Origin of the sequence: Microcoleus sp. Z1_B2 (genome assembly GCF_036700325.1) — a bacterium.
Lineage (GTDB): Bacteria > Cyanobacteriota > Cyanobacteriia > Cyanobacteriales > Microcoleaceae > Microcoleus.
This window is the reverse complement of record NZ_JAUBOQ010000034.1, coordinates 38,200-54,873: the sequence shown is the minus strand read 5'-3', so window position 1 is coordinate 54,873 and position 16,674 is coordinate 38,200. Positions and strand designations below refer to the sequence as shown.

The window sequence follows — 16,674 nt, the reverse complement described above, 5'->3', positions numbered from 1 at the left end:
TCTAACAGAGCTTCTGAATATACAAGGAATTAAAGAATTAAAGCCCAAACCCTACTCCCCACAAAAAAACTTACTCTTTGTGGAACAGGCAGGAAAGCCTGTTAAGCGAGAATGCTAAAAGATGCAATTGCGAGCACTTTCATCTCCTTTAACTTGCTCTACCACCGCCCTAAAACAGAATACTTAAATCCCCGACTTCTTCAAGAAGCCGGGGATTTAAAACAATAAAACTGCCCCTACAAATTAATGACTACCCGCTCCAGCCGCCCGTTTAAACGCCTCATCAAGCACTTCCGAAAGCGTCGGGTGAGTGTGAACTCGGAATGCTAAAGTATTAACAGAATCGCGCTGGGCGATCGCATTTGCCGCCTCCTGAATCAAATCCGCAGCGTGCAAACCGAAAATGTGAACTCCCAACAACTCCCCAGTATCTTTCCGGTAAATCACCTTAGCCATACCGTCAGTTTCACCCTCCGCAATAGCCTTAGAATTTCCCTTAAAATAACTCTTGACAGAACCGACCTCAAACCCTTCAGTTTTTCCTAACTCCTTCGCCGCAGGTTCAGTCATCCCCACATAGCTAATTTCCGGGTGAGTAAACGCCGCCGCCGGGATACTCAAATAGTCAACTTCGCGGGCACGATCGCAAATATTTTCCACTGCAGCAATTCCCTGAGCAGACGCAGAATGCGCTAACATCATCTTGCCATTAACATCGCCGATCGCCCACAAATTTTGCACCGGTTCTCCCGCCGCCAAAACCTGCATCTTATCGTTAACTGGGATATAACCGCGCATCGTTTCCACGCCAACAGTTTCTAACCCCAAATTCTTACTCACAGGAACCCGACCAGTTGCTACCAAACAAGCATCAACTTCCAAAACTTCGACAACTTCCTTAGTTTTGAAATCAGCTAATTCAATAATTACCGGCGAACCAGGAGTAATCTTCTTCGCCAAAACACCCACTTTTGTTTCAATATCGCGGGGTGCAATTAACACTCGTTCTGCCAACTTAGCAATATCCGGGTCAAAAGTCGGCATCAATTGGTCTAAAGCTTCAATCATCGTAATTTCGCAGCCCAGGGCCGTGTAAATATCCGAAAACTCCAAACCGATATAGCCGCTACCAATAATTGCAATCCACTTCGGTAGCGATTCCAACCTGACAGCATCATCGCTGGTAAATACAGTTTTGCCATCAATTTCTATCCCAGGGGGGACGAAGGGAACCGAACCGGGAGCGAGAATAATATCCTTGGCGGTAATAGTTTTCTCGCCTTTATCGGTTTCGACGGTAATTTTTTGAGCACTGGCAATTTTGCCCCAACCTTGGATGACATCGACGTTCAAACGTTTGAGGCTGTTAGTCAAGTCGCCACGAAGTTTGCTAACAATAGTATTAGCGTGATTGGCGATCGCCCCGCGATCGAAATCCACACTGCCCAATTGAATACCCAAAGTCTTTAGGTGGTGGGCATTCCGCAAATCTCGCACCCGCCCGGAAGCCGCCAACAGCGCCTTCGAGGGAATGCAGCCCCGGTTGACGCAAGTCCCCCCCATGTCCCCTGCTTCGATAATTGCCACTTTCAGCCCGCAGCTAACCGCGTGTATGGCAGCCCCGTGTCCGCCCACGCCAGCGCCGATAATTGCTAAATCGTAATCAAATCCCTGAGTCACCTTAAAATCTCCTAATGCCTTTGAAATCTTAGGACTCAAGCAAAAAACACCGTATTTCCGTCCTTTCGGGGTGGCGCGTTGCCATCGCAACCCTTGAACAGCGGTAATAGTTGCATAAGTCCTGTCTCCTTATTCTCGACTAGACTAGGGTTAATTAGACAACGAAAGAGCCCTAACTGAGATTTTTTCAGGGTCAATGATTTTGAGCTGGGTCTGCACCAAGTCTCAAATCACTCAGTAAGCGGGTGTAGAGTTAAATATAGTTTGAAGGCTGACAATGCCCGCAGCAGGTTTTATATGGGGCAGCAAGTTCAGCCACAGGCATTCCCATCGCCCGGTTAAATTCTGTCCTCCTGCTTGTTTTAGTCGGTTTTCATGTCTAATATCTGCACGCGCCGGGGCGGACAGAGTTTGTTGGCAAATTTTAGACCCTATGGAGTGGCTTATGACGGATGACGACGACCAGAAAGATTTACGCCGGGCCTCGGCTCAATCATTTTTTGAGTCCCTGGATGAATTGTTCGATTCTATAGAATCGAACAGCACGCAAGCTGCACAACCGAAATCTCCACCGCCTCCGGCTAAACCTTCGAGTCAGTCTTCGAGTTTGCCGAAGAAGACTAGACCTGCGAAAATTAATTTGTCGGATTTTGAAGATGCGATCGCCGATTTGGAACAGTTTATCCAGAGTAAACACTCCAAACGCCCGGAATCCAATCAATAGGACGATGACACATTTTCAAGTAATGACTGTTGACTGTTGACAAGCGAATTTCAAAGGTGGTACCCGCCACGTGATTGATCCGTGGAATCAATCCAAAATCTCAAATCTAAAATCCTCAAGAAAGAGCATTTATCTCGCGCAAGTCAATCTAAAATCTAAAATCTAAAATCTAAAATCTAAAATCGATTGACTGTTGACTGTTGACAAGCGAAAAATTTTAGATTAATGTTCACGCTCCCAGATGAATCTGTGGAGTCAATTTTTAATGTCAAATTCGGCAGCATAGGAATCATTCATCTCTCTGCTCTCTGACTCTGTGATCTCTGTGTCCTCTGCGGTTTAATCATTCCAAAGCAACCAGAATTGATATCAATCTCAAATCTCAAATCTCATAGAATAGAAATGATTCATCTCTCTGTTCTCTGACTCTGTGTTCTCTGTGTCCTCTGCGGTTTAATCATTCCAAATGCCACCGGAATTTATATCAATTCCAAATCTAAAATCGACTGGCTGTTAACGGTGCTTTCGGCTTAACCTGCTTAGGTTGCACCTACAAAACATTCACATTTGCTTGAGGATGGCTTTACAATAATCAAGCCTGATAAATTATCTAAATTTACTATTAATAGCCTTATTTTTAGGCTTTGAGTGCTGCGGTAATTGCCTCGATCGCACTTCGATCGCCCGATCGCCGATCGCACTCACAGGCAACTCCCATTCATCAATATCAAGATCATTGCGGAACTTCACCGGAATATCAGCACCGTTAATAATCGCTCCCAACAGCCGCGGCCCAGATTTATGCGACTCGTCATCCTCAGATTCCAGCAACTGATCTGCAGCCTCAGACAACATACTAGACAAAGTGTAACCAGGCCGCGCCACCAAAATCATACCATCCGTGTACGGTTCCAGCGTCAGCGCGTCGTTGCACTCGCTCAAAGCCGGAGAATCCACAACCACAAAATCAAAGCGGTTGCGAACATCCTCAAACAATCTCCGCATTTCGCTGGATTCTAGTACGGCGGAGGCTTGCCGCAAAAAGCCGGGACTCGGCACAACGTATAGGTTCTCTACCTCTGGAACCAAAAGGACGCACTCGCTAATATTGCCGTAATAGTGCAAAGGTTCCACAGTCGCCAGAGGATCAGCAGCAATTTTCAAAGATTCAACGTTAGAAGCCGATCGCAAATCTGCTTCAATTAGCAAAGTCCGTTTACCCGATCGAGCCGATGCAATTGCCAAATTGTAAGCACTAAAACTTTTCCCCTCCAAAGGCGCCGCCGAAGTCAGCAACACCACCTTCACCGGTTTGTTCCCGATCCGGCGCAAATTAGTACGCAACCGCTCGTAAAACTCCAAATAGGGAGAATTTGCCTCCAAGGCGAGCGGCATTATTTCATCGCCGTAGGAATCAAACACCGTCACTTCAGGCAAAACTGCCAGTATCGGCACCTCTTTTTCCACCAAAGCCGCCCGCACTTCTTCCCAACTGTAAAACTTGCCGTTGAGCATCCCCAACAAAAATATCAACCCCCCGCCCAACAGCAATCCCACAAAGCCGCCCACCGCCAGCATCACGGGCAAACCTCTCTTGTTTGACTCAACGTCATCAGTTTGCGGCAATTGGGCGATTCTCAAACTCCCCGTTGTCTCAGCTACCGCCGCCTCAGCATCTACCAAAGCCGACTGCATCTTGTCGTAGAGAGCTTTTTTGAACGCCACTTGCTGGGCTAACCGCGCTTGTTCTAACTGCTTGTTGGGGATTGTCGCGTGTTCCCGACGCAATTCTTGTTCAGTTTTCTCGATTCCTTGGAGTTGCTGTTGCACCGTATCCCGCTGCGTTTGCAAAGCAATCAAAGTTTGAGCTAACTGCTGTCTAGCCGGATCTAAAGAAGAGTCTACCCGAATTCGATCGGCACTTCTGAGCGGAGCCGCCACCCCGTTACCGCCTAGTACCTCAGACTGCCGCTGCTGCAACTGCTGCTCAAAAGCAAGTTTTTGTTTAAGCAATTCCACAATTTTCGGGTGTTCCTCCTGCAAGTCGCTGCGGAGAATTTTGAGCTGAGATTCGATCGAAAACAATTGCACTCGCAGTTGGGCAATAATTGGATCGGCAGAGAGTGCTTGAGCGACGTAAGCTTGCTCCACATTCAATCCCAAGCGATCCTGCAAACTGTTAATTTGAGCTTCAATTCCTCCCAACTGCACGCGGAGTTGCCGCTGCTGCTGTTGGCTGCTGGTAATCGCTTGCGGCAGTGCACCGCTCTGAGCTGCTAAAATTGAAGTTCCTTCTCGTTTTTCGTAGGCTTCAAGTTTTGCTTCCGTCTCTCTGAGTTCCTGAGTTACTGTCGGCAAACGCTTGTTAATTTGGGCGATCGTCTCACGCAGTCTAGAAGTATTAATACTTTTGCTGTGTTCCACCATTTCGTACATCAGCGTCTTTACTACCGCTTCTGCTTTTTTGCGATCGGCATTTTTATACAATACTTGAATCAAAGCGCTGGGGTCATTATTCTTACTGGGCATTTTTATCTGCACATCTTTTCCCAGCTTTTTAGCCAAAGCTTCTACTTTTTCCGCTTCTTCTTTGTTTAATTTTCCTTCGGGTTTGATGAGTTTTTTCGCTGCTGGTTCAACCACCCTTGTATCCAGCAGCATATCTTTAGTTATTTCTTGTCCTTCCTGTTGGATTTTAGTAGTAGTAGATGAAAAAATCACGCTCGGTCTGTCGTAAGCAAGCGTACCTATTGCAACGTAAACTGGCGCAGGCTTTGGCTGCATGGCAACTACCCCCGACACCCCCACAGTCACCGCGAGAGTAGCCAGTCCCACCCACTTGTATTGGTCGAAAGCAATTAAATAACGTTTAACAACTGATAAAGTCATGACGATTTTAGATTTTAGATTTTAGATTTTAGATTGCTAAGTGTTAACGATAACTAATGATTGCGGACTAATTCTACAAATCCCCCAAAAACCTTAGAACTTTCGGTCGGTGATTAAAACCCATATCGCCTAAGTCATTCTCCATCTTAAATCTTAAATCTTAAATCTTAAATCTAAAATGGTATGACTACCTCTCATTACGTGATGGGCCAAACAAATCTGTTACCCCATTTCTCAACTGCTCAAAGAACAGAATAAATCCCAAAGTATCCCGGAATGGTCGAGTAAAAGTATTGATTACATAACCAATGCGCTCTACCAAATTCCTACCAATCACAATCACATCATTATCTTCGAGCATCGGGTTCTGAGAAACATTGCCCTCCAAAGCAGCTTTAGCATCTATCGAACGGTTGATTGCTCTACCTTGCTTTTCGTCGAACCGAATCAGGGCTATTTTTCGCAAGTCAGCAAGATTAACAGGCAAGTTGTTGAGAGCATCCAAAAACCGACTGCCATTTTCAACATAGAACGAGGTCAAACCACCACTAGCGTAACTCAAAACTCGAACGTAGATCCTGGGCTTAATCAAAGTAGACCGCGAAACCAGAGCTTTATCGTAGTCTAGGTTTTTGGTACTAGCGTCCAATTCCGGGATGACAATCACATCTCCCGATGCCAAAGGAAAATCGAACAAATCGTTACCGTTTGCTAGGGGAGTGTAGAGGTCGATTGGTTCCTCCACCGAGGAGCCGTCCATCAGCGTCCGCCGCACTCGCACCTCCCGCAAATCGGCTTTTCCCGTGACTCCCCCCGCAATCGCCAAAGCAGCCGAAATTCGACCAGAACCCGCAGGAAGCGTGTAAAAACCCGGTTTGCTGACTTCTCCGGTGACAGTGATTTGGACGGGGACAGCAGCAGCAGCGAGGCTGTACCTGGACGCCAAATCTCGATCGGAGTTGCGATCGGGCGTAACCTGTTTATACGGTACGACGATCGCATCTCCATCTTCCAAACGCAAATCCGGTGGAGCAATACCAGTTTGCAACGGTGTCAAAATATCAACAACTTGCTCCGCCACAGCACCGGAAGGCAGAGTCCGCCGCACCCGCACCCCTCGCAGTTCCGCCGTAGGATTAGTCCCAGCAGCCGCCGCCAAAGCCGCAGGAAGCTGGGGAGTTTGCAGCGGATAAAAACCCGGTCTGGCAACTTCCCCCGTCACCGTCACCACTACGGGGCGCTGAACCAGCAAAGCAGCCGAGACTTGAGGATTTTTGATAAATTGACCAAAGCGCTCCCGGAGGCGCTGCTGTGATTCTTCGACAGTAAGACCGCGCACATTTACTGTTCCGATTAGCGGCAGTACAATTACCCCTTCAGGGCTGATTGCACCTGTAAAACCTAGCTCAGGGAAGCGCTGAACTTGAACAGAAATCTGGTCTCCCGGCCCCAGGCGGTAGGGCCGATTCCGAAAAGCTGGGTTAATATCCCGGTTGAAATTGGCAGGCGGCGGTGGCGGTACAGGCGGTGGCGGTGGCGCCACGAGTCGCTCGTCTCTTGGAACAACAGATTGAGCTAAAGCCGTTTCCGAAAAAATTTTGCTATTAACACCCCAGAATACAGCAGCAAAAGATAGAGTCCAAGCAGTTGAATACAGGCCTGCCAAGGAAAAAGCGAGGCGATTTTTAATTGTGGATTTTTCCCGCATTTTCAGAGGATTTAAGAAAGTAATATTTTGAATAATGCTCTGACTGGTAAGTTTCATCTAAATATAGCGACGACAAAAAACAATAAGATATTTTCGTGCGGGTTGAACTAGAATATTGACTAGGAAGCAGTAGATTTTGGCAAAACTCGCCCACGCCCTAGGCTGATTTATTTGCACCTACCTGCTTACTAAAACCGAAAAGTTTCTGTAATTAATTTAGCCTGGACACTTTCGGCAAGAGATTCCAGCAATGGTTGAGCTATCTTAATGTCGCCCTGGGGTTGAATGGGAAGGATGATACTGATAGCAACCCAAGAGGCGCGGCGGTTCGAGAGTCTAGCAATGCTGTCTTCCCAAAACCAGCGACTGGTTGTTGGAGAACCCCCGTTAGGCCAAGCGTACCACTGCACGACAGCAAAAGTTTGTTGGCGAGTCCAGCTTCGGAAAAACCTCGCCTCGACAGTAGGCGGTGGCTGGCCGGGTATTGGTGCTAATTTAACTGTAAACCTCAAAGTGCGATGAGAATCGGTTTGCCATCGGTGAAATCCATCGATATCTAGCCATTCTACTTGGGGCTGGTTTTTGGGGTAATTTTGAGGCAACAGCAATAAAATGGCAATTGTTTTATCCTTTTTAATTTCTTGAACTAACCATCTGTGAGTGCCAATTTGGACGTTATTCTGAACGGCTATAACCTGCCACCCAGGAATTTTTATCCCGTTTTGGCGTACACTTCTTAATTGCTTGAGGTTGGCAAGGGTTGGCGGGTTTGTCCAAGGCCACCTTCCCGTCGCGTAGCCGGGAATTGCTACTGCCCCAACTAATACCAGCAAAAACACCAGTACCATAATTTTAGATAATTGATACCGCCGCAGGAGTTTCTGTGCTGAAATCATCTGTTTCATTAATTGCCAGACTGACTTGGGAAATACTTTTCCATTCCGTTGAGGAGAAGTACCAATAACCCTAGTATACAAGCAGAATATAAATCTCCGCCCCATCCGGCGTGCAGCCAAGTAAAAAGCGCCTCTCTGTCGGTTCCGTGAAAGTAAGTTAGCAAAGTATTGCGAAAAATGTTGGAAGTGATGCTAATAATGGATGTAATCACTAAAAACAAAAGACTTTTTTTGCCCGAGTTCCAAACTCCCGTCCAATCCAGCAGAATTAAGCTAACGTAAAGACTGGTAAACAGCATTTTCAAGCCTGCACAGTGTGGAGCAACTTCTACAATGCGATCGTTCACGTACAGATAAATTTCTTCCACTCTCACGTTGATACCAACCTTAATTAATATCCAGCCTGATGTTTCAGCAATGAATTGCTGTAAGGGCAAGGCGTAGGGTTCTATGAGGTAAGGAATGTGGTTTGGCGAGGCCAGAAATACGAATAAAAGCGGCATCGCCTGCAATTTTAAGCCGGGAATTCCTTTTAAAGATAAGCAAATGCTGGCCAGCATTATGGGAAGGGATAAATTTACTAAATCGCTCAAGCGACTCAGATAAAAAAGCGTGGCTAGTACCAGCAAAAAGCCTCCCAAAGGATGCGGTGAATTGGGCAAGTTGCGCCAGCACTTTCGGTTCATCCAAGCAATATAAGCTGCGTAGGGTAAACCAATTAGTCCGTGGCTGAAATATTCGTGTTCGAGGCTGATGGTTTTGTTGAACCAGCCGTCGTACCAGTGTACTAGCAAGGGGGCGTACAGCAGCACTAGGAGCGCCGTGATACCTTCCCCCAGGAGGTATCGCTTGAAAACAATGCGAATTTTGCGCTGGATTTGCATGGTTTGAGAAGTTTTAAGATTGCCGCGCTGGATTCGCAACGCTTTGGGGTTTTAAAGTGTGAGTTAAAGATTTGTTAATTCCCGACATCAGGCATCAATATCAATAAAGGACTCTCGCGCAGGGTGGGGGCGGGTTTATTTAACCTGTCTGCACCCTTTAAAGCTATTGGTGAACCCGCCCCTACGGGTTTTTGATATGGGTGCCTGATGTGAGTTAATTCGGAACTTAAATGCTTTTATAACTGCACTCTACTGCTGGAAACAGGTTCCGCATAACTTTTATGAACAATTAGCAATTCAATGATAGTACGATCGCCCGAACAACTTGCTCGATCTGAGTATTGCTCAATCCGGGATACATTGGCAATGATAAAATTTGTTGGCACAGGGTTTCTGCGTGGGGGAAGTCGCCCGGATTGCCTAAGTTTTGGTAGGCGGGTTGCAGGTGACAAGGTACGGGATAGTGTATACCTGTTTGAATGCCGTGTTGGGCGAGTTTTTCCTGAAGGGTGTTGCGGTTGAGCGAGCTTTTCTCCGTAATTTGGATAACATAGAGGTGATAAATGTGACCGCTGCTGCTGTGGTTGGCGATGGGTACAATGCCTTTGCGTTTCAGGGGTTCTAATAGACTATTGTAGTGTTGGGCGGCGGCGGCGCGATCGCGATTCCATTTTTCTAAGTAAGGCAATTTAACATTGAGCACGGCGGCTTGCAAATTGTCGAGGCGGCTGTTGCTGCCGATTTCGGTGTGCAAATATTTGCTGGGTGCTCCGTAATTGCGGAGAGTTCGCATTTTTTCTGCGAGCTCTGCATCGTTAGTAATTAACATCCCGCCGTCGCCAAAAGAACCGAGGTTTTTGCTGGGATAAAAGCTGAATGCTGCTGCTTTTCCAATGGAACCCGCGCGGTATCCTTCTCTTTCGGCTAAGTGCGCTTGGGCGGCATCTTCAAATACGATCAAATCGTGGCGGTTCGCAAAATCTAAAAGCTGTCCCGGCGATACCATTTGACCGTAGAGGTGTACGGGAATAATTGCTTTAGTTTTTGAGGTAACTGCTGTTTCGGCTGCTGTGAGGTCAATCAGGGCGGTTTCCGGGTCGCAATCTACAAGAATAGGTATAGCTTTGGCTTGGAGGACGGCGATCGCGGTGGCGATAAAAGTGTTAGCGGGTATGATAATTTCGTCGCCCGGATTAATGCCGCAAGCTTGGAGTCCCAGAGCGATCGCATCTGTTCCGCAAGCCACTCCTACGCCGTATTTTACTCCAGAAGCTGCTGCAAATGCTGTTTCAAATTCGGTGAGTGCTTGGCCTAAAATAAAGTCTCCTTGCTCGATTATTTTCCCAATTATTTCTGTTATTTGAGATTGGATTGGTTGGTGTTGCAGGGAGAGATTTACAAACGGAACTTGGGGCGGGCGACTACTCATATATCAGAGGGATACGAATTATTTATATTAACATTTAGGTGCGGATATCTTTTAATTTATTTTTTACCGCAGAGGGCGCAGAGAGCGCAGAGTAAAAGAGGAAGAGAGGAAGAGAGGAGAAAGCATCGCGCACTTTTCTGGAGTTGTCAATTAAATCAAGGTTTTTCTGTAATATAGAATCAGATAATTTTCCAGCAAGCGAAATCATGGAATACAAAAAACTCGGCGACAGCGATTTATCAGTATCTGAAATCTGTTTGGGTACGATGACTTACGGCCAGCAGAACACCGTTGCCGAAGCGGCCCAACAGCTCGATTTTGCGATCGATAGAGGAATCAACTTTATCGATACGGCAGAAATGTATCCTGTCCCTGGAAAGGCGGAAACTCAGGGAAAAACAGAGGAATATATCGGCGAGTGGTTGGCGAAACAGCAGCGGGATAAAGTCATTATAGCGACTAAAGTGGCGGGCAGAAGCACTCGATTAAAGTGGATTCGGGAAGGGAAAAATCAGATCGATCGCCCAAATGTCGAAAAAGCCCTGAATGACAGCCTGAAGCGCTTGCAAACTGACTACATCGACTTGTATCAGATCCACTGGCCCGATCGCTACGTGCCGCTATTTGGCGCGCCGGATTACGACATCGCCCAAGAGCACGAAACAGTACCAATTTTGGAACAGTTAGAGGTATTTGCTGACTTGATTAAAGCTGGCAAAATCCGCTATTTAGGTTTGAGTAACGAGACGCCTTGGGGAGTTTGCGAGTTTTGCACGTTGGCTGAAAAACACGGTTTGCCGAAGGTTGTTTCGATTCAGAATGCTTTCAGTTTGAGCAATCGGACATTTCACTTGAATTTAGCCGAAACTTGCCGTTTTAAGAATGTGGGATTGCTGGCTTACAGTCCTTTGGGATTTGGGCTGTTAACGGGTAAATACTTGAATGGAATTCCCGAAAATTCTAGGTTGGCTTTATTCGCTGGATTTGGTCAGCGTTACGATAAAACTAATCTGAATGATGCGGTGAAAGCGTATGTTGAGATTGCCGGGAAACATGGGATAAGTCCGGCGCAGATGGCTTTGGCGTATGTGCGATCGCGCTGGTTTGTAACTAGCACTATTATCGGTGCAACCAGTCTGGAACAGTTGGAGGAAAATATCGGTAGTTTGGATGTGAATTTGGATAAGGATATCATAGCGGAAATCGATGCGGTGCACGCTAAGTATCCGAATCCGACACCGTAAGATATCTCGGCGGTTGAAACCGCTTCTTGTCAAACAAAGTCCGCCTGCGCGGACTAAGAGATAGATGGGAAATTTAAGCCGGATTTGATATTAGTAGGTTGGGTTGAGGTAACGAAACCCAACTTACCATTGACTAGGAAAAGCATTTTTAATTCGATCGCACTCAAGTATTAGATGTGCTCAGAGGTTTTCTTCAGGAAGTGATGCAGCTAGCTGTAGATAAGGGTTACATCACGTTGGAAGAGAAGGAGGAGTTTATTAGTCCGGCTTTTGCTAGCAGTACGGATGTTGTGGTATTAGGCAAGTAGTTGGTTTGGGTGGTGTTTTGGGCGGGCGATCGGCGTTACAGCCCAAGAGTGGCAACGAGTACATGAGTTAAGACGGTAGCCATCGCTCTACCTCTTAGGTGTTACAATTTATTACATTTTTATACATTAAGTGAGCAAAAGCGAGATAATTCTGGGAAACAATGACTAATTTAGGGATTTGTAACTCTATGAGTGAAAAAATATTTTCCCCCCTGGTACAAGATAAGACAAGAACCCAAAGTGAAAGCATACAAACCGTTGTTTTAGGATTAAAAAATGGGCTAGTATACATCCCAGACTATCAGAGAGATGCGGAGCAATGGGACTCTCGAAAGAAATCTTTATTTATCGAGTCTCTTTTGAATAATTTAACGATTCCTGCTTTCTTTTTTGGTGAAGATGAAGAGGGAAATAACGAGGTTATCGATGGGCAACAAAGGCTGAACACCATTTGGCAATTTGCCGATGATAAATTCACGATTAGCAATAATTCATCAATCGAATATTTAGCTCCTTTATCTGCTTTATATGCTGGAAAGAAGTTTAGCCAATTAAGTCAAAAATTAAAAACTCTATTTAATACTTATCCACTAACAATAATTTATATTCCTAAAAGTATACCTTTACAGACAAAACTGGAAATATTCCGAAGAATCAATGAGGGAGGAACTCCTCTTTCTGGTCAAGATATTCGCTTGGCATATTATAGCCAGTCTAAAGCTGTTACTTTTATTCGTTTAGTCGGAATACATGATGACCCTAATGAAATAGATGAAACAGTATTGGAGGATAATGAGGAGATTGAGACTATTAAGAAGCCATCACAGCGGATGCTTGAGTTAGCTCAAAATAAAGGGCTTTCAAATCCTTGGGATAAGTATCCTGATGCGAAAGATATGTGGTATCAATGGTGGGAAGGAAAAGAAAAGGCAAAAGGGCAAACCCCTTCTTTGATGTTCTTATGGTATTTAGTCTGTCTTGAACGTCTTTCACTTGACAATCTTTTAAAAAGAGGTTCACATTTAAAATTGCTATTTGGAGGGCAGACAGAGAATGCGTTAGATATTTATTGCAATCAGCTTCAATATCAAGAATTTGAAGGAAAGTTGCAAACGAACATAATTGCCAATTTAGACCTTATAAGTGTTGATTATTTTCAAAAATTTGCTGAGTGGATGGAAATTATCTTAGGTAGAGCAATGGCTGGTGTAGGGGTGGACAAATATAAACAGATTGCTTTATTTATTGCAGGAGCGGTCGAATTAAAGATAAGTCCAGTCAAAGTGTCAGATAGACAATGGAATTTAATTAACAACTTTATCCGTAAACCCAGAGAAACAGGGAAAAAAATACTAGCACATGATGATGGATATCCTGAAGCTAAAGGAAGTTGGGGTGGGAAAAGAGGACAAAAAGAACAGTGTGATGCTGCTGCTGAAATAGCAAGAACCATTTTGAAGTTTTGATGAAGTAATAAATATTAAATGCTGTTTGATCTTCCAGCAGGGCTACAGTCATGCGACCCTAGAAGCAGAGCCTTTCCTATATCCTGGAAAGAAGCTTACTTTAGGTTACACTTTAGTAACGAGTTAAAAGGTTATGTTTGCCCTCTCTGCACAAGAGTGTTTCGAGGCCCCAAAGGTTTTAAAGAACTTAAAGCCGATCATATTCACCCTTTTAGTAAAGGGGGATTAACCAGTTGGAATAATCTACAACTTCTCTGCTTTAAATGCAATGGTCACAAAAGTAATAAGCTCTAGACCAAATAGGACACGACATTAAGAAATTTAATAATCTAATCTTGCTCAAGAATGCGATCGCTGCATCTGCTGTGTCGCGATCGCCCTTCCCATCCAAAAAATAAGACAATGGTAAAAGGCGATCGCACTTCACCTCAATGCTTAATACGATCGCACTTTTTGCTGTTTTTCCTGCAAAAACTCCGCAAAGTCGCAGACTTCAGCCACTAACTCGTCAGGTAAATTATTTAAAACCGACAGTAAATGCTCTCGAATCCCCATCATTTGGTCGGCAGATTTTACTAATTGCAACTGATGCGGATAAACTGTTTCAACACCAATCGTTTCCATAAATGCGCCCGGTTCATCCTGAGTTGCAGGCACAAAATCCCCGCCAACTTCTGCTTTCACCCATCCCCCAAATAATTCTACTAAATAAGCTTCACCGTTCTTTAAAACCTCAACAATTGTCCCGGCTGTTTGTGGCGGTGCAATCTCGCCATCAGCGAGGGCGACTGCTTCGGTTAAAGTCACTGCATCCAATAACTGAAATTTGCTCATTCCTGTCTCCCAAAGCGTTGAGGAAATGCGGTAACAAATCTAGCAATATCTTCACCAAATAAAACAATCCAACCTGTACGGATTTGCCAAGATACTTCCGATCGCCCTGTAACTAAAATAATAGCTTGGTAGCGTTCTCCATAGTCATTCTGTCCGGCTGGCTGTAACAATTCTAGCGAGATTTGGGCTATAATTGCGTCTCGAATCGCCTCCGGTGACTCAAACCCCATCACCTCCCGCCAGAATTTCTGCTTATCTCCGCCTACTCCTGCTTCCGTGGCCCTGCTGAAGAGATATTGCGCCTTAGCAATGGGAAACTCTAAACGAGTGGGTGCATTCATAGCATTGAGGTTGAGAGTTGATACTGGAGGGTAGCTTTAATATCCTCAGCTTCCAAATAAGGATAAGCTGCCAAAATTTCCTCTACACTCATCCCATTTGCTACTAAACTCACTACCAAAGAAACAGTAATTCGCATTCCTCGAATGCAAGCTCTTCCTCCCATAATTTTTGGATCGAAGGTAATGCGATCGAACATCATATCCTCCCACTCTTCCTTAATGTCCCAATAGCTTATCCCGCAAATGCTTAATCCGATCGCGCAATTTACCCGCCTCCTCAAACTCCAACTTCTTAGCCGCCGCCTTCATCTGCGCTTCCAACCGCCCGATTAACTGAGGAATCTCATCCAAAGATAACTCATTTACCTGTTCGTAAACCTCCTCCAACTGCTGAGAATTCAGCTTGCGCGACACATCCAAAAATGCCAAAATCGCATTACTCGATCGCTTTTTCGCGATCGGCTGCGGCGTAATCCCGTGCATCTTATTGTACGCTAGCTGAATCCCCCGGCGTCGATCGGTTTCGTCGATCGCCTTAACCATACTGTCAGTCAAATTATCCGCGTATAAAATAGCCTGTCCCTGAACGTGCCGCGCCGCCCTTCCAATCGTTTGAATCAACGAACGTCCCGATCGCAAAAACCCCTCTTTATCCGCATCCAAAATTACCACCAGCGAAACTTCCGGCAAATCCAAACCTTCCCGCAGCAAGTTAACACCAATCAATACATCAAACTTACCATCCTGTAAATCTTGGATAATTTCGATGCGTTGAATCGACTGGATTTCCGAGTGCAAATACCGGACTTTAATAGCCCTTTCCTGCAAATATTCCGTTAAATCTTCCGCCATCCGCTTGGTTAAAGTCGTCACCAAAACTCGCTCGTCCCGACTTACTCTCTCCTTAATTTCCCCCAACAAATCATCAATTTGTCCTTCCGTCGGGCGCACGAAAATAGTCGGATCTATTACTCCGGTAGGGCGAATTACTTGCTCTGCAACTCTGCCTTCAGATATTTCCATTTCCCAATCCCCAGGCGTAGCAGAAACAAAGATGCACTGATTCTCTTTTGCCCAGAATTCCTCTGCTTTTAAAGGGCGGTTATCGGCAGCGCTGGGCAAGCGAAAACCGTGTTCTATCAATACTTTTTTCCGCGCTTGGTCGCCGTTGTACATTCCCCGAATTTGCGGCACTGTGACGTGGGATTCATCTATCACCAACATCCAATCTTTCGGGAAATAATCAATCAAACATTCTGGCGGTTCCCCGGCATTTCTCCCTGCTAAATGCCGCGAATAATTCTCGACTCCGTTGCAGTAACCTACCTCGCGCAGCATTTCCAAATCGTAGCGCGTCCGCTGTTCCAACCGCTGAGCTTCTAATAGTTTACCCTCTTTTTCAAATTCTGCCAGTCGGTCTTCTAATTCGAGTTCTATCCCTTGACAAGCAGCCTCTAATTTATCTTCTGCGGTGACAAAGTGGCGGGCTGGATAAATATTTAAAGCCGTCGAACTTTGCAGAATTTTACCTGTTACCGGGTCAACGTAGCGAATGGCATCGATTTCATCCCCGAAGAATTCAACGCGAATAATTCTATCTTCGTAAGCGGGGCCAATTTCCAAAACATCGCCTTTGACGCGAAATTTGCCTCTGCCTAAATCTATATCGTTGCGGCTGTATTGGACGTTGACTAAATCACGCAAAACTTGCCGCTGGTTGACTTCCATTCCTACTCGCAAAGGAATAGCAGCTTTCAGGTATTCTGCGGGCATTCCCAAACCGTAGATGCAGCTAATTGAAGCAACTACAATCACGTCGCGGCGTTCAAAGAGCGATCGCGTGGCGGAGTGCCGCAGCATATCTATCTCGTCGTTAATTGCTGCCGTTTTCTCAATGAAAGTATCGGTGACGGCAATGTATGCTTCAGGTTGGTAGTAGTCGTAATAACTGACAAAGTATTCGACTGCATTGTTCGGGAAAAAATTTCGCAGTTCGTTGCACAGTTGAGCTGCCAGGGTTTTGTTGTGTGCTAAGACTAACGTGGGTCTGCCGATTTTTTCAATCACCGAGGCAATGGAGAAGGTTTTGCCCGTACCTGTGGCACCGAGTAAGGTTTGAAATCGATCGCCCGCTTCGATGCCTTTGACAAGTTGCTCGATCGCTAGCGGTTGGTCGCCTGTGGGCTGGAAGGGCGCTTGCAATTGAAAAGATGCTGCCGCAGTTACCATAGGAAAATGTAGCTATTACCCATAAATCTTAACAAAAATGCA

At 45.6% G+C, this 16,674-nt stretch carries 15 protein-coding genes; 5 read left to right on the top strand and 10 right to left on the bottom strand.

Annotated features, from left to right (window positions below; translation table 11 throughout):
• Window positions 1-243: 243 nt before the first annotated feature.
• Entirely contained in the window at window positions 244-1,680 is a 1,437-nt protein-coding gene (gene lpdA / locus QT984_RS19985) for a dihydrolipoyl dehydrogenase (RefSeq protein ID WP_333056495.1), read from the bottom strand.
• A 445-nt stretch (window positions 1,681-2,125) separates the two neighbouring features.
• Between lpdA and QT984_RS19980 the strand changes: the two genes are divergently transcribed.
• The gene (locus QT984_RS19980; RefSeq protein ID WP_333209194.1) at window positions 2,126-2,404 is read left to right on the top strand and encodes a hypothetical protein; all 279 of its coding nucleotides are present in this window, start codon (window positions 2,126-2,128) and stop codon (window positions 2,402-2,404) included.
• A gap of 606 nt (window positions 2,405-3,010) precedes the next feature.
• Here the strand turns inward: QT984_RS19980 and QT984_RS19975 are convergent.
• The 5 genes from QT984_RS19975 to QT984_RS19955 all read right to left on the bottom strand — a co-directional run bounded on the left by QT984_RS19975 (window position 3,011) and on the right by QT984_RS19955 (window position 10,210).
• Window positions 3,011-5,293, bottom strand: a complete 2,283-nt coding sequence (locus QT984_RS19975) for an AAA family ATPase (protein ID WP_333209192.1) — start codon at window positions 5,291-5,293, stop codon at window positions 3,011-3,013.
• Window positions 5,294-5,480: 187 nt separating this feature from the next.
• Window positions 5,481-7,058, bottom strand: coding sequence for a polysaccharide biosynthesis/export family protein (locus QT984_RS19970; protein ID WP_333374754.1), 1,578 nt, complete (start codon window positions 7,056-7,058; stop codon window positions 5,481-5,483).
• Window positions 7,059-7,189: 131 nt separating this feature from the next.
• The gene (locus QT984_RS19965) at window positions 7,190-7,906 is read right to left on the bottom strand and encodes a cyanoexosortase B system-associated protein (RefSeq protein WP_333056499.1); all 717 of its coding nucleotides are present in this window, start codon (window positions 7,904-7,906) and stop codon (window positions 7,190-7,192) included.
• Window positions 7,906-8,781: a cyanoexosortase B gene (gene crtB, locus QT984_RS19960; RefSeq protein WP_333056500.1), complete on the bottom strand. Its 876-nt coding sequence runs from the start codon at window positions 8,779-8,781 to the stop codon at window positions 7,906-7,908. The genes QT984_RS19965 and crtB overlap by 1 nt, the downstream gene beginning before the upstream one ends.
• A gap of 289 nt (window positions 8,782-9,070) precedes the next feature.
• A complete protein-coding gene (locus QT984_RS19955; RefSeq protein ID WP_333374752.1) occupies window positions 9,071-10,210 on the bottom strand; it encodes a DegT/DnrJ/EryC1/StrS family aminotransferase in 1,140 nt (379 codons plus the stop codon).
• Between the two features lie 206 nt (window positions 10,211-10,416).
• Between QT984_RS19955 and QT984_RS19950 the strand changes: the two genes are divergently transcribed.
• The 4 genes from QT984_RS19950 (at window position 10,417) to QT984_RS29840 (ending at window position 13,522) form a co-directional block, all read left to right on the top strand.
• The gene (locus QT984_RS19950) at window positions 10,417-11,454 is read left to right on the top strand and encodes an NADP(H)-dependent aldo-keto reductase (protein ID WP_333374750.1); all 1,038 of its coding nucleotides are present in this window, start codon (window positions 10,417-10,419) and stop codon (window positions 11,452-11,454) included.
• A gap of 176 nt (window positions 11,455-11,630) precedes the next feature.
• Window positions 11,631-11,762 carry a hypothetical protein gene (locus QT984_RS19945; protein WP_333374748.1) on the top strand — a complete coding sequence of 44 codons (132 nt, stop codon included), beginning with the start codon at window positions 11,631-11,633 and terminating at the stop codon, window positions 11,760-11,762.
• Between the two features lie 188 nt (window positions 11,763-11,950).
• Window positions 11,951-13,228: a DUF262 domain-containing protein gene (locus QT984_RS19940; RefSeq protein WP_333374746.1), complete on the top strand. Its 1,278-nt coding sequence runs from the start codon at window positions 11,951-11,953 to the stop codon at window positions 13,226-13,228.
• Between the two features lie 18 nt (window positions 13,229-13,246).
• Window positions 13,247-13,522, top strand: a complete 276-nt coding sequence (locus QT984_RS29840) for an HNH endonuclease (RefSeq protein WP_445305693.1) — start codon at window positions 13,247-13,249, stop codon at window positions 13,520-13,522.
• A gap of 141 nt (window positions 13,523-13,663) precedes the next feature.
• Here the strand turns inward: QT984_RS29840 and QT984_RS19935 are convergent, their stop codons facing one another.
• Genes QT984_RS19935 through uvrB form a run of 4 tightly spaced genes read right to left on the bottom strand, consistent with a single transcriptional unit; the run spans window position 13,664 to window position 16,632 of the window.
• Complete coding sequence (locus QT984_RS19935; RefSeq protein WP_333374744.1) at window positions 13,664-14,062, bottom strand: DUF2281 domain-containing protein; 399 nt, start codon at window positions 14,060-14,062, stop codon at window positions 13,664-13,666.
• Window positions 14,059-14,403, bottom strand: coding sequence for a DUF6883 domain-containing protein (locus QT984_RS19930; protein WP_333209177.1), 345 nt, complete (start codon window positions 14,401-14,403; stop codon window positions 14,059-14,061). The genes QT984_RS19935 and QT984_RS19930 overlap by 4 nt, the downstream gene beginning before the upstream one ends.
• A complete protein-coding gene (locus tag QT984_RS19925; RefSeq protein ID WP_333209175.1) occupies window positions 14,400-14,603 on the bottom strand; it encodes a DUF433 domain-containing protein in 204 nt (67 codons plus the stop codon). Before QT984_RS19925 ends, QT984_RS19930 begins: the two co-directional genes overlap by 4 nt.
• A gap of 16 nt (window positions 14,604-14,619) precedes the next feature.
• Complete coding sequence (gene uvrB, locus QT984_RS19920; protein WP_333374742.1) at window positions 14,620-16,632, bottom strand: excinuclease ABC subunit UvrB; 2,013 nt, start codon at window positions 16,630-16,632, stop codon at window positions 14,620-14,622.
• Window positions 16,633-16,674: the final 42 nt, after the last annotated feature.